This window comes from Actinomadura citrea (assembly GCF_013409045.1).
GTDB lineage: Bacteria > Actinomycetota > Actinomycetes > Streptosporangiales > Streptosporangiaceae > Spirillospora > Spirillospora citrea.
In genome coordinates this window covers 5,231,353-5,244,184 of sequence record NZ_JACCBT010000001.1, presented here as the reverse complement: position 1 = coordinate 5,244,184, position 12,832 = coordinate 5,231,353, and the positions used below count along the sequence as shown (strand labels likewise).

Annotated in this window: 11 protein-coding genes; 5 read left to right on the top strand and 6 right to left on the bottom strand. The window is 70.4% G+C overall.

What is annotated here, in order from left to right:
- Positions 1-18: 18 nt before the first annotated feature.
- Positions 19-1,242 carry a CaiB/BaiF CoA transferase family protein gene (locus tag BJ999_RS24475; RefSeq protein ID WP_179835456.1) on the bottom strand — a complete coding sequence of 408 codons (1,224 nt, stop codon included), beginning with the start codon at positions 1,240-1,242 and terminating at the stop codon, positions 19-21.
- Complete coding sequence (locus BJ999_RS24470; protein WP_179835455.1) at positions 1,243-1,962, bottom strand: GntR family transcriptional regulator; 720 nt, start codon at positions 1,960-1,962, stop codon at positions 1,243-1,245. It abuts the gene before it with no gap.
- Between the two features lie 112 nt (positions 1,963-2,074).
- Here BJ999_RS24470 and BJ999_RS24465 point away from each other — a divergent pair, with 112 nt between their 5' ends.
- Positions 2,075-2,968, top strand: a complete 894-nt coding sequence (locus BJ999_RS24465; RefSeq protein ID WP_329089758.1) for a hydroxymethylglutaryl-CoA lyase — start codon at positions 2,075-2,077, stop codon at positions 2,966-2,968.
- A gap of 24 nt (positions 2,969-2,992) precedes the next feature.
- Here the strand turns inward: BJ999_RS24465 and BJ999_RS24460 are convergent, their stop codons facing one another.
- Together BJ999_RS24460 and BJ999_RS24455 are read right to left on the bottom strand one after the other, a co-directional pair.
- A complete protein-coding gene (locus tag BJ999_RS24460; protein ID WP_179835453.1) occupies positions 2,993-4,342 on the bottom strand; it encodes a TrpB-like pyridoxal phosphate-dependent enzyme in 1,350 nt (449 codons plus the stop codon).
- 1 nt (position 4,343) lies between these two features.
- Complete coding sequence (locus BJ999_RS24455) at positions 4,344-4,628, bottom strand: acyl carrier protein (protein ID WP_179835452.1); 285 nt, start codon at positions 4,626-4,628, stop codon at positions 4,344-4,346.
- 529 nt (positions 4,629-5,157) lie between these two features.
- On the opposite strand from BJ999_RS24455, the gene BJ999_RS24450 reads away from it, so the two are divergent.
- Genes BJ999_RS24450 through asnB form a run of 4 tightly spaced genes read left to right on the top strand, consistent with a single transcriptional unit; the run spans position 5,158 to position 10,555 of the window.
- Positions 5,158-6,336 (top strand): acyl-CoA dehydrogenase family protein, encoded by a 1,179-nt coding sequence (locus BJ999_RS24450; protein ID WP_179835451.1) that lies wholly within the window; start codon positions 5,158-5,160, stop codon positions 6,334-6,336.
- Positions 6,333-7,898 (top strand): amino acid adenylation domain-containing protein, encoded by a 1,566-nt coding sequence (locus BJ999_RS24445; RefSeq protein WP_218935203.1) that lies wholly within the window; start codon positions 6,333-6,335, stop codon positions 7,896-7,898. The genes BJ999_RS24450 and BJ999_RS24445 overlap by 4 nt, the downstream gene beginning before the upstream one ends.
- Complete coding sequence (locus BJ999_RS24440; RefSeq protein ID WP_179835450.1) at positions 7,895-8,692, top strand: alpha/beta hydrolase; 798 nt, start codon at positions 7,895-7,897, stop codon at positions 8,690-8,692. The genes BJ999_RS24445 and BJ999_RS24440 overlap by 4 nt, the downstream gene beginning before the upstream one ends.
- A gap of 39 nt (positions 8,693-8,731) precedes the next feature.
- Complete coding sequence (gene asnB / locus BJ999_RS24435; protein ID WP_179835449.1) at positions 8,732-10,555, top strand: asparagine synthase (glutamine-hydrolyzing); 1,824 nt, start codon at positions 8,732-8,734, stop codon at positions 10,553-10,555.
- A gap of 28 nt (positions 10,556-10,583) precedes the next feature.
- Here the strand turns inward: asnB and BJ999_RS24430 are convergent, their stop codons facing one another.
- Together BJ999_RS24430 and BJ999_RS24425 are read right to left on the bottom strand one after the other, a co-directional pair.
- Positions 10,584-12,215 (bottom strand): AMP-binding protein, encoded by a 1,632-nt coding sequence (locus BJ999_RS24430; protein ID WP_179835448.1) that lies wholly within the window; start codon positions 12,213-12,215, stop codon positions 10,584-10,586.
- 213 nt (positions 12,216-12,428) lie between these two features.
- On the bottom strand, positions 12,429-12,671 hold the full coding sequence (locus BJ999_RS24425; protein WP_179835447.1) for a dihydrofolate reductase family protein: 243 nt from the start codon (positions 12,669-12,671) through the stop codon (positions 12,429-12,431).
- Between the last annotated feature and the right edge of the window lie 161 nt (positions 12,672-12,832).

Here is a 12,832-nt window from a genome sequence, read left to right as displayed (position 1 = left end):
GCTCTCCCGGTGCTGTGCTCAGATGACGCCGCGCTCCGACAGCGCGGCGATCTCGTCTTCTGGTAGGTCCAGGAGGCCGCCGTAGACCTCCCGGTTGTGCTCGCCGAGCCCGGGGCCGGGCCGGCGGACCGCCCCCGGGGTCTCGCTGAGCCTGGGGAACGCGTTGTGCATCGGGAGCTCGCCGAAGTCCGGGTGGACGAGGCGCACGATCGCCTCGCGGGCGGCGAAGTGGGGATCGTCGAACATGTCCTTGGCGGTGTAGATGCGGCCGGCCGGGACGCCGCCGGCGTGCAGCCGCTCCAGCAGGTCCTCCGTCTCGATCCGGGCCGACCAGGCCGAGATGATCTCGTCGAGCTCGGCCATGTTCCGGCCCCGGTCGGCGTGCCCGGCGTACCGGGGGTCGGCGCTCAGTTCGGGCCTGCCCATCGTCCTGGCGAGCCGGCCGAACACGGTGTCCTGGTTGGCGGCGATCAGGATCATCTCGCCCGACGCGGTCGGGTAGACGTTGCTGGGCGAGACGTTGGGCAGCACGGATCCGGTCCGCTCGCGCTGGTACCCGGCGACCGCCCACTCGGGCAGCAGCGACTCCATCATCGCCAGCACCGCCTCGTAGATGGCCGAGTCGACGACCTGGCCGCGTCCGGTGACGTTCCGGTGGTGGACGGCGACGAGCGCGCCGATCGTGGCGAACACCGCCGCCAGCGAGTCGCCCAGCGAGATCCCGGCGCGGGCGGGCGCGCCGCCGGGATCGCCGGTCACGTAGCGGATGCCGCCCATCGCCTCGCCGATCGACCCGTACCCGGCGCGGGGGGCGTAGGGGCCGGTCTGCCCGAACCCGGACACGCGCACCAGGACCAGGCCGTGGTTCGTCTCGCGGAGCCGGTCGAAGTCCATGCCCCAGCGCTCCAGCGTGCCGGGCCGGAAGTTCTCGACCACGATGTCGGCGCGCTCGATGATCCGCCGGGCGAGGTCCTGGCCCTCGGGGGTGCGCAGGTCGCAGGTCACCGACTTCTTGTTGCGGGCGACCACCGGCCACCACAGGGACTTGCCGTGCGGCTTCTCCCGCCCCCACTGGCGCATCGGGTCGCCGGCGCCGGGCGACTCCAGCTTGATCACTTCCGCGCCGAAGTCGCCGAGCAGCTGGCCGCAGAACGGTCCGGCGAGCAGCTGCCCCATCTCCACGACGCGGAGGTCGGCGAGCGGGCCCCTGGTGTCCGGCGCGGCGCCGTCGTGCGTTGACATCTAGCCGGTCCTCGTTTCCGTGTCGTCGTTCCGGTTGCTCGGGTCGTTCCACTTGCTCGGATCGTCCCGGTCGTCCGGGGCGCGGGCGGCGCGCAGGAGCACCGCCTTCGCGGCGAGCACGTGCGCCCGCATCACCGACTCGGCCCACGTCCCGTCGCGGGCGCGCAGCGCGGCGGCCAACTCCCGGTGGTGCGCGGAACTGCGGGCGAGGTCGGCGGGGGAGTAGCGGTGGAAGGTCCGCATCACGAGCGGGAGCTGCACCACCGCGTTGAGCATGGACACGAGCCGGCCGCTGGAGGCGGCGGCGCGGACGATGTCGTGGAACTCGGCGTTGAACTCGGCGACCCGGTCCAGGTCCTGGCCGGGGCCCGGTTCGACGGCCGCCTCCATCAGGCGGCACAGCTCGTCCATCCGGTCCAGGTCCGCGGCGGTCACGCGGGTGGCGGCGCGACCCGCGGCGGCGCTCTCCAGCAGCATCCGCAGGTCGTAGATCTCCTCCAGGTCCTCCGGCGTCCAGTCCGGGACCCGCGCGCCGCGGTGCGGCAGGACCTCCACCAGGCCCTCGACCTCCAGCCGCCGCAGCGCCTCCCGGACGGGCGTCCGGCTGGAGCCGGTGGCCTCGGCCAGCTCGGCCTCGCCGAGTCGTGCCCCGGGTGGGTGGACGCCGGCCAGGATGTCGGCGCGCAGCCGTGTGTAGACACGGTCCACGGCACGGACCATCCGAACCTCCCTCGATCGATTGCATGCAACATAGGCGGAACGTGAGCCTTGACACAAGAGACTTCCCAGGACAATCCTGCAGATGACTCTGGATTGCATACAAAGGATGCTCATGGTCGAACTCATCGAGGTGGCGCCCCGGGACGGGCTGCAGAACGAGTCCGCGGTCCTCGCGACCGCCGACAAGGTGCGGCTCATCGAGCGCAGCGTCGAGGCGGGACTGCGGCGGATCGAGGCCGTCAGCTTCGTGAACCCGAAGCGGGTCCCGCAGATGGCCGACGCCGAGGCGGTGATGGAGCGGCTCCCCAGGCCGGAAGGCGTCGGCTACGCGGGGCTCGTCCTCAACCGGCGCGGGCTCGACCGCGCGCTGGCCGCCGGCGTCGACGAGATCAACGTCGTCGTGGTGGCCACCGACGAGTTCAGCCGCCGCAACCAGGGCTGCACGGTCGAGGAGGGCGCCGCGGCCTGGGCCGCCATCGCCGCGGACGCCCGCGCCGCCGGCGTCCGCCGCACCGTCACGATCGCCGCCGCATTCGGCTGCCCCTTCGAGGGCGAGGTCCCCGCGAGCCGCGTGCTCGACCTGGTCCGTCGGGTCGCCGAAAGCGAACCCGACGAGATCGCCGTGGCCGACACGATCGGCGTCGGCGTCCCCGCCCAGGTCCGCGCGCTGCTGACGGGCGCCGCCGGGATCGCCCCCGGCGTCCCGCTGCGCTGCCATTTCCACAACACGCGCAACACCGGCTACGCCAACGCCCTCACCGCGCTCGACTGCGGGGTGAGCGCGCTGGACGCCAGCGCCGGCGGCTTCGGCGGCTGCCCGTTCGCGCCCGCCGCCACCGGCAACATCGCTACCGAGGATCTGCTGTACGCCCTGGACCGCTCGGGCGTCGACACCGGCGTCCGGATGTCCGCGGTCGCCGAGACGGCGGCCTGGCTGGGCGAACGCCTTGGCAAGCCCGTCCCGGCCCTGCTCGGCCGCGCCGGCCCGTTTCCGGCCGCCCCCTGATCGGCACCGCGCGGCACGCGGGCGTCACAGCGATTCGATGAGGCGCAGGGACGCCTTGATCTCCTCGTCGGTGGGAGCGACGTCGACGGTCTCTCCGGAGAGGTGGCTCTCGTAGGCGCCGAGGTCCAGCAGCCCATGGCCGCTGAGACCGACCAGGACGACCCGCTCCCGGTCCTCTTCGCGCGCTCGCACCGCCTCGTCGATCGCGGCGGCGACGGCGTGGGCCGATTCGGGGGCGGGAACGAGCCCCTCGGCCTTGGCGAACGCGGCGCCGCTCTCGAAGACGCGGCTCTGGGAGTAGGAGGTCGCCTCCACCATGCCGTGGTCGTACATCGCGCTGACGATCGGAGCGGCGCCGTGGTAGCGCAGCCCCCCGGCGTGGATGTGGTAGGCCGTGAACGTGTGCCCGAGGGTGTACATCTTGACCGCGGGAGTCACACCGGAGTAGTCGGTGTAATCCATCATGTAGCTGCCCCTGGTCATCTTGGGGCACGCGTCGGGCTCGACCGCCAGGAACCGCGTCGCGGTGTTCTCGGTCAGCGCCGCCCGGTAGAAGGGGAAGGTCAGGCCGGCGAAGTTGCTGCCCGCTCCCATGGCGCCGATCACGACATCGGGGAACTCGCCTGCCAGCTTCATCTGCAGCAGCGCCTCCTCACCGATGACCGTCTGGTGCATCAGGACGTGGTTCTCTCCGCTGCCGATCGAGAAGCGCGCCTCCCTCCGGCCGTTCGCGTACTCGATCGCCTCGGCGTTCGCGATCCCGAGGGTGCCCGGCGACCGCGGGTCGGCGCGCAGGGCGGCCCTGCCCACCTCCGTCCTCGTGCTGGGACTCGGGATGACCTCGGCGCCGTTCAACCGCATCAGGGTGCCCCGGTACGGCTTCTGCTCGTAGCTGGACCGCACCATGAAGACGGTGCACGCCATGCCGTACGGGTGGCATGCCATCGCGAGGGCGGTGCCCCACTGGCCGGCGCCGGTTCCCGTCACCATCTCCCTGACGCCGGACCTGCCGTAGTAGAAGGCCTGTGCGAGCGCGGTGTTTATCTTGTGGCTGCCGGACGGGCTCGTGCCTTCGTACTTGACGTAGATGTGCGCCGGGGTGTCGAGGGCGCTCTCCAACCTGGACGCGCGGAAAAGGGGCGTCGGGCGCCAGCGCTGGTATTCGGACCGAACGGGGCCGGGGATCTCGACGTAGCGTTCACGGCCGATGCTCTGGCGGTACATCGACAACGGCAGTTGTGGCTGCAGTGGCGCCGCGTCGCCGCTTCTCGGCGGAGCCGGTCGCGCCGGGGGCACCTCGATCGGAAGGTCCGCGAGTATGTTGTACCAGTGCGTGGGAACCCGGTCCCGGTCCAGTTCGAAAGCCTCGCGCATGTTACGCTTTTCCGCCCTCCGCCTCGATGATTCCGCTGATCATGTCGACGAGGCTTCCCACGTTCCTCAGTTCCGCGAGCATGACGTCCTCGTCGTCGATCTCGATGTCGAACTCCTTCTCGATCTCCACGAGGGTGTGCAGCAGGCTCAGCGAGTCCATTCCCACGATCGGCGAGTAGAGCGAGACCTTCTCGTCGAGCCGCTCGGGAGTGATGTCCAAATCGAGAACGCGGATCATGATGCTTTTGATCCGCGCCGCCAGGTCCACGTTGTTGGCACGATCCATGGCATGCACCTCGTCTGGGCGTCGGCCCGGGAAAGGTAAAGGCGAGTCGGCTCGGCGGGAATCGATATTCGCGGATCGAGGGTGCCCGCTGGGGGGAACGGCGCATCGTTTACCGGCGACCTGGCCGTCCGAACCTCGGTTCTCGCCGACGAACCGGTGGCGGGCCGTCCATGGCCGGAACGTTTTCCGCTTCGATTGGTTGACGGTCCGTACCGTACGACAGGCGCCCAGGGGGCGCAAGAGGTCGTACGGAGCGCCCCGCAGAGCCCATTTGGCAGAAGTTGGGCTTCTCAAGATCGCTTCACGGATGCACAATGACAGCGATCGGTGCGGCGCGGCCGGGTTTCCCGTGGCCGCCTGGCGGACCGGAGGGGCGACGCTTGCGATTCCGCGCGGTAGTGGCACCGTCACGCCAATGTGCAGCCCGTGCGTCGCCGGGTACACGGCCGTGACGCCGCTGCTCTAAAGCAGGCGGTCATCCGGCGATTCTCGATATGGCATGACATCCCGCTTGGGGGATTGGAGAGCCATGCGGTTCGAATGGGACGGTGGCCAGGACGGGCTGTACCGCGTTTTCCGCGCGTTCGGCGAAGAAGCGCTGAGCAAGGACGTGACCGAGCGGGACAGGGCCGGGGTGTTCGGCCGCGACGATTGGTCGCGCTGCGCCGAACAGGGCGTTCTCGGACTGATCCTGCCGTCCGAGTACGGGGGATCCGGATGCGGTCCCCTCGACTACGTGCACGCGATGGAGGGGCTCGGCCACGGCTGCCTCGACAACGGCCTCATGATGGCGATCGGCGCCCACATCCTGGCCGTCGAGGTGCCGGTGTGGAAGTTCGGCGACGAGGAGCAGCGGCGCAGGTACCTGCCCGAGCTCGCCGCCGGCCGCCTCATCGGGGCCAACGCGATGACCGAGCCGGGAAGCGGATCGGACGCGCTGGCGCTCGCCACCACGGCCGAGCGCGACGGCGACTCCTACCTTCTGACCGGACGCAAGCGCTACGTCACGAACGCGCCGGTCGCCGATGTCTTCATCGTGTACGCGACCGTCGACCCGGAGCTCGGATTCACCGGCGTCACAGCCTTTCTGGTGGAGCGGGGCGATCCCGGCGTCTCGGTGAAAGAGCAGGCCGAGAAGATGGGCCTTCGCACCGCCCGCTGGGGAGAGGTCGAGCTGGACGCGTGCCGGATTCCCGCCTCTCGGCGGCTCGGTGCCGAGAGGCAGGGATCCGCCGTGTTCGCGCGGACGATGGCATGGGAGCGGGCGCTTCTCCTGGCACCGTGGCTCGGCGTCATGCGGCGCGAGATCGAGGAATGCACGCGCTTCTGCCGGCGGCGCCGCCAGTTCGGCAAGCACATCGGGAGCTACCAATCGGTCTCCAACCGGATCGTCGACATGCGGATCCGCTGGGAGATCTCCCGCATGCTCGTGCGCCGCGCCGCGGCGGAACTCGACGGCCCGGAGGCGACCATCTTTCCCGAGGTCGGCAAGTTGTACGCGAGCGAGGCGGCAGCGGAGATCTTCACCAGCGCGATGCAGGTGTACGGGGCGCTCGGCTATTCCTCCGAAGGGCGCGCCGAACGCAATCTCCGGGACGCCCTCGGCATGACGATCTCGTCGGGCACGTCGGACATGCAGCGAGTGATCATCTCCGGGAAGCTCGGCCTCGCCTGGCCGGACACCGGGGGAAGCGGGGAGGAAAGGTGAACGGTCTCGGCGACTGCCTGCGCCATTGGGCCGCAAAGCGTCCGGAGGCTCCGGCGGTCGAGTTCCAGGGCGAGGCGATCACCTACGGCGAGCTGGATCGGCGCAGCTCGGCACTGGCCCGGACGCTGATCGACTGCGGAGTCGTACCCGGTGACAGGGTCGCCTTGTGGCTGCACAAGTCGATCGAGTCGGTCATCGCCGTTCACGGAGTGCTGAAGGCCGGTGCGGCGTACGTGCCCATCGACCCGAGTGCGCCCTTCAAGAGGGCCGGCCACATCATCGCGCACTGCGAGGTCGCCTGTGTGATCGCCCAGGACGACCGGGTCGAATGGCTGCGGAAGGACTCCTCCTGCCGGATCGTGTCCGTCGGCCTGGCGGCGGACGCGTCCGTCATCGGCTGGGAGGAGGCGCTCGCCGCCGTCCCGGCGAAAGACGCGCGCGGACCGCTCCCCGATCTCCACGGCCCGGCCTTCATCCTCCATACCTCGGGATCGAAGGGCGTCCCCAAGGGCGTTGTGCTCTCCCATGGCAATGCTCGCGCGTTCGTGGAATGGGCGGTCGCCGAATTCGGTCTGGGCCCCTCCGACCGCGTTTCCAGCCACGCGCCCCTGCACTTCGACCTGTCCGTGCTGGATCTGTTCGCGACGTGCATGGCGGGCGGCTGCGTGGTGCTGGTGCCGGAGAGCCAGGTCGGGCTCGGGGGCGCCCTCAACAGGTTCGTCGTCGAGCGGCGTATCACCGTCTGGTACTCGGTCCCCGGCGCGCTGACCCGGATGCTCGCCGCGAAGAACAGCGGGCTGCTGGCCGGGTCGCGGCTGCGGGTCGTCCTGTTCGCCGGTGAGACGTTTCCGATCGCCCGGCTCCGGCAACTGCACTCGCTCATCGCCGATGCGGACTTCTACAACCTCTACGGTCCGACGGAGACCAACGTCTGCGTCTTCCACCGCGTCCGCGGGTCGGACGTCACCGAAGAGCGCCGGCACCCCGTGCCGATCGGACGCGCCTGCCCGTACGCGGCGACGTTCATCGTCGACGCGGCCGGACGCCCGGTGGCGCACGAGCCGGCGGCGTCCGGGGAGCTCTGCGTCGCCGGGGACTCGGTGATGCTCGGCTACTGGCGGGACGACGACGAGACGACGGCGAAGACGGTGCGGATTCCCCGGGACGGCGCCGAGCCGCTGGACGCGTACCGGACCGGGGATCTGGTCCGGCTCGACGACGAGCTGAACTACGTGTTCTGCGGCCGTGAGGACGACATGGTGAAGGTACGCGGGCACCGTGTCGAGATCGGTGAGATCGAGGCGGTCCTGTCGGCCGCGGACAATGTCCGGGAGGCCGCGTGCGTCGCGGTCGACGACGGCACCGGGGAACGGGTCATCGAGGCGTACCTGGTGCCCGAGGCGCCCCCGCTCGATCTCTCCGCGGTGCGCCGGCACTGCCTGACCGAGATCCCGCGCTACATGGTTCCGGAGCGGTTCCATGTCAGGACCGCGTTCCCGGTCACCGGCACAGGGAAGATCGACCGGAAGCGGCTGGGGGAGACCCGGGCGGATCCGCGATGAAGGTCCTGACGGAGACCTGGCGGAGCGAGTCGATCGGCCGGGAGAAGTCGGTGAACGTCCTTCTGCCGTCCAGGTACTCGTCGGCCGGCCGAGCTTTTCCGGTGCTGTACCTCCTTCACGGCTTCGGAGGGAACCGGAGCACGTGGCTCCAGTGCGACGATCTTTCGACCGTTGTGGATTCGGCCGGGCTGGTCGTGGTCCTCCCCGAGTCCGGACGCTCGTGGTTCATCAACGACGCGCGGGGGCGGCGCTACGAGGACTACCTGGTGGAGGAGGTCGTCGGCCACGTCGATGACGCTTTCAACACCGTGGCGTCCCGGGACGGGCGAGGCATCGGAGGGTTCTCCATGGGCGGGGCGGCGGCCCTCTACCAGGCGCTGCGGCACGGTGAGGTGTTCTCGGTCGTGTGCAGCAACGCCGGTGCCTTCGAGGCCCCCCTGCGCGAAGGCGATCCCTACGGCCACCTGCGGGACGGGCAGAGGCTGGCCATGCCGACCACGAGGGACCACGAGCGCGTCTGGGGGCCGGTCGGCAGCGAGGTCCGGCGCGAGTACGACCCGTACCGCGCGGTCCGGGACCGGGACGCGAAGTACCCGATCGACGTGAATCTCGACGTCGGCCTGGACGACTATCCCCGGATGATCGACATGAACCGGCGAATGCGTGAGGCCCTTGCGGCCAGTTCCGTTCCCCACCGGTACCGGGAACGGCCCGGCGGGCACGATTGGGAGTTCGTCAACGCCGGCCTTCCCGATCTCTTCGCGTTCGCGCGGAGCCGTCTCCTTTCCGCCTGATCTGCGCGCACCACCAAGAGGACAACGGAAGGAGCGCACGTGTGCGGCATAACCGGATGGGCCGACTGGACGCGGGACCTCTCCCAGCAGGGCCCCGTCGTGACCGGCATGACGCGAACGCAGGCCCCGCGGGGCCCGGACGACGAGGGGACGTGGCTCTCCCGCCACGCCGCACTGGGCCACCGGCGGCTCGCCGTGATCGACATCGAGGGCGGGCGGCAGCCCATGCTGCGCGAGGGGCGCGACGGCGAGCCGGTCGTCATCACGTTCAGCGGCGAGATCTACAACTTCCACGAGCTCCGTGCGCAGCTGCGTTCGGCCGGCTGGTCGTTCAGCACCCGATCGGACACCGAGGTGCTGCTGACGGCCTATCTCCAGTGGGGCGCGGATCTCGTCACACGGCTCAACGGAATGTACGCGTTCGCCATCTGGGACGAACACGCGCGGCAACTGCTTCTGGTGAGGGACCGGCTCGGCATCAAGCCGCTCTACTATGCCCGGCTGGGCGACGGAATCATTTTCGGCTCGGAGCCCAAGGCGCTGCTGGCCCATCCCGAGATGAAGGCCGAAGTGGACCTGGAGGGCCTCGCCGAGTTGACGGCCGTCCCGCGCGCGAGGACGCCCGGCCACGCCGTCTACCGCGGGATGCGGGAGCTCAAGCCGGGATGCCTCGTCGTCGCCGGCCCCTCCGGATGCCGCGAGAGCCGGTACTGGCAGGTGGAGGCCCGGCCCCACACCGAGGACTTCCGCACGACGACGGCCGAGATCCGCTCCCTGCTCACCGACATCGTCAGGCGCCAGGTCGTGGCGGACGTGCCGGTCGGCACGCTGCTGTCCGGAGGGATCGACTCCAGCGCGATCACGGCCCTGGCCGCCCGCGAGTTCGAGGGAGAGCTGACCAGCTACTCGGTGAGCGTCCCGGCGCCCGCCCGGCCGGGGAGCGACCTGTGGCGGCCCAGCCCGGACGAGCCGTACGCGCGCCTGGTGGCCGACCGGCTCGGCCTCAAGCATTCCGTGGTCCAGGTCGGCACCGACAGCCTCGTCGAGGGGATCGACCGCGGCCTGCGGGCGCGCGACCTTCCCGGCTGGGGCGATCTCGACATCTCGATGTACCACCTGTTCCGCGGGGTCCGGGGAGGCTGCACGGTGGCGCTGTCGGGGGAGTCCGCCGACGAGATGTTCGGCGGCTACACCTGGCAGGTCGACGACAGGTACGTCCGGCACACGTCGTTTCCCTGGATGTACGCGCGCCGCCAGCCGCAGTTCCTGCTCCGCGAGGAGGTGAGGCGCGCGATCCGGCCGGAGGAGTACGAGGCCGACCGCTACCGGGAGGCGCTTGGGGAGGTCCCGCACCTGGGCGGCGAGGACCGCACCGGACGCAGGCAGCGGGAGGTGTTCTACCTCGGTCTGACCCGCTGGCTGGGCGCGCTGCTGGACCGCAAGGACCGGATGAGCATGGCCGTCGGCCTCGAAGTGCGGGTCCCCTTCGCCGACCACAGGCTCGCCGAGTACCTGTTCAACGTGCCCGCGGACATGAAGGCCGACGGGGGGACGGAGAAGGCGGTGCTGCGCCGGGCGTGCGCGGACCTGCTGCCGGAGGAGATCGTCAACAGACCCAAGAGCGCCTACCCGGCCAGCCGGGACCCCGGCTACGTCGAGACGCTGAAGAACCTGGTCATCGAGACGATCGACGAACCGGGAGCCCCGCTCTTCGACCTCATGGACCGTGCGAAGGTCCGCCAGGCGGTCACCTCCGACCTGGACGCGCTGCCCGGCCCGATCACCGCCCGTACCTCCGCGATCGGCCTGTCCTACCTCCTCGAACTGAACCGGTGGCTCACCCGGGTCCGCGTCGTGACGTGACGCCGGACGGCCGCGGGCGCCGCAGCCGTCATCGTGTCCGCTCCGCTCGCGAGTAGCGCCGGCGCAGGTCCTCCTTCCGGATCTTCCCCGTCGCGGTCGTGGGCAGGACCTCCAGGAGCTCCAGCCGCCGCGGCCAGTACGCCTTGGTCATCCCGGCCTCGTCCAGCGAGCTCTGCAACTCCTCCAGGGTGACCGGGGCGGTCGCGGAGACCGGCGTCACCACCGCGCAGATCGTCTCGTCCTCGTGCTCGTCGGGAAGGCCGATGACCGCGACGTCGCGCACGCCGGGGTGCCTGCCGATGATCGACTCCAGGTCGGTGACCGGCGCGATGTTCGCGTTGCGCAGGATCATGTCCTTGGCCCGGCCGGTGATCCGGATGCCGCCGCGACCGTCCGGTCGGGCCAGGTCGCCGGTGTTGAACCATCCGCCCTCATCGAGGTCGGCCGCGTACAGCTCGTCCCGCCGGTAGTAGCCGAGGCACTGCGTCGGCCCCCGCACCCACAGCACGCCCTCGCCCTCGGTGCGGTCCGACACGGGGTCGATCCGCAGCTCCATGTCGGAGATGGGGCTCCCGTCGCTGTGGGCGGCCCAGTCCTCGGGGTCGTCCGGACGGATGATCGTCACCGGCCCGTTCTCGGTCATGCCCCACAGCGAGTACAACCGGAGCCCGAAGACGCTCTCGGTCTCGCCGATGAAGTAGGGGGGTATCGGCGCGGAGCCGCTGACCAGCCACGCCAACGCGGGCAGGGCGCGCGGCGCGGACCGCTGTTCCTTGATCAGGCTCAGCAGGTAGAAGGGCGCGCAGTAGAAGAACGTAACCCCCTGGCGGGCCATGAGGTCGAGAGCGTCACCGGGGTCCTTGGCGTCCTGGAACGCCATCGTCCCGCCCAGCGCCAGCGGCATCAGCATGCCCTGCACGACACCGGTGTAGTGCGTGTAGAGCGCGGTCGTGTACATGACGAGCGTCTCGTCGAGGCCGAAGGTCTCCGCCTCGCCGCGAATGGCGGCGTACAGCGTGTTCTGGCTGTGCAGGACACCCTTGGGATCGCTCGTCGTGCCCGAGGTGAACAGCACCAGGTACGGGTCGTCGGGACCGAGCTCCCGCTCGTCGAGCAGGTGGCCGTGCCGCTCCTCCCATGCGGTCCCGAAGAAGAAGGACTCGAAGTCCTCGGTGCCTTCCGGCCCCTGGCCGTCCGCGACGAACACGCGTTCCAGGGACGGCAGCTCCGCGGCCAGCTCGGCGCCCAGTTCGCCCAGCCGGTCGCCGTTGTCCTCCTCCATGGTGACGAGGACCCGCGCCTCGGTGACGCGCAGCATGACGTCGAGCTCGCGGCGCCGGTAGGTCTTCATGAGGGGGCAGTACACGACCCCGGCCCGGATGCAGCCGAGCGTGATCGCGGCGAGCTCCCACCGGTCGGTGAGCTGAGCCGCGAACACGTCTCCGGGGCGCAGCCCGAGCTCGACCAGGGCGCCGGCGCACCTGTCGGCGGCGGCGGCGAGCCGCTCGTAGTCGAGCCGGTGCGTCCGCCCGTCGGACTGGCGCCGGGTGACCACCGCCGTCTTCCCCGGCCTGTCGCGCACATGCCGCCGGAGGTCGTCGAGAAACGTCTCGTCCCGCCACCAGCCGCGGTCGCGGTAGTTCGCGGAGGTCATGGCCATGTCTGCACCACCGTCACATCTTCGGGAAAGGTGGACCCGTCCGCGCGGAATTGGAGATCAACATAACCCGAATTCCGCTACCGTCACCACCCTCGGCGCCATGCGTTGATTGCGGTGACGCCTTTCTCGGCGACACGGCGGGACGGCTCCCGAGACGGCCGGCGCGGCGGCCCGTTCGACGGGCCACCGCGGCCTCGCGCTCCTGTCACCGGGTCAGTCGCGGTCGCGGACCAGGGTGTACCGGTGCTCGGCGGAGCCGTCCGGGAAGGTGCGGGAGCCGGCGAGCTGGAGGGGGGTGGTGGCGCTCTTCTCCAGGGTCAGACGGAGGCCGTCGCCGAGCAGGACGGGCATGACGACCACGCCGAGTTCGTCCAGTGCGTCGATGTCGCGGAAGGCCTGGATGGTCTGCTGGCCGCCGACCAGATGCACGTCGCCGGCGAAGTCCGCCTCGCGCATGAGGCGAAGCAGTTCGGCCGGAAAGGGCCTGAAGCCGGCAGGCGGGTGCGGGGGAGCAGAGGGGCCGGCGGCAGGTCGAGGAAGCCGGACGGCGCCCTCGGCGGACGCCTGAATGCGGCGGCGTTAAAGATGCGTTAAGCGCGGCGTCCTGCGCGCTAAGA

Coding starts and splice junctions, on each gene's coding strand:
- BJ999_RS24475 (WP_179835456.1), bottom strand. CDS start 1,242: ATGTCAACGCACGACGGCGCCGCGCCGGACACCAGGGGCCCGCTCGCC.
- BJ999_RS24470 (WP_179835455.1), bottom strand. CDS start 1,962: ATGGTCCGTGCCGTGGACCGTGTCTACACACGGCTGCGCGCCGACATC.
- BJ999_RS24465 (WP_329089758.1), top strand. CDS start 2,075: ATGGTCGAACTCATCGAGGTGGCGCCCCGGGACGGGCTGCAGAACGAG.
- BJ999_RS24460 (WP_179835453.1), bottom strand. CDS start 4,342: ATGCGCGAGGCTTTCGAACTGGACCGGGACCGGGTTCCCACGCACTGG.
- BJ999_RS24455 (WP_179835452.1), bottom strand. CDS start 4,628: ATGGATCGTGCCAACAACGTGGACCTGGCGGCGCGGATCAAAAGCATC.
- BJ999_RS24450 (WP_179835451.1), top strand. CDS start 5,158: ATGCGGTTCGAATGGGACGGTGGCCAGGACGGGCTGTACCGCGTTTTC.
- BJ999_RS24440 (WP_179835450.1), top strand. CDS start 7,895: ATGAAGGTCCTGACGGAGACCTGGCGGAGCGAGTCGATCGGCCGGGAG.
- BJ999_RS24430 (WP_179835448.1), bottom strand. CDS start 12,215: ATGGCCATGACCTCCGCGAACTACCGCGACCGCGGCTGGTGGCGGGAC.
- BJ999_RS24425 (WP_179835447.1), bottom strand. CDS start 12,671: ATGCGCGAGGCGGACTTCGCCGGCGACGTGCATCTGGTCGGCGGCCAG.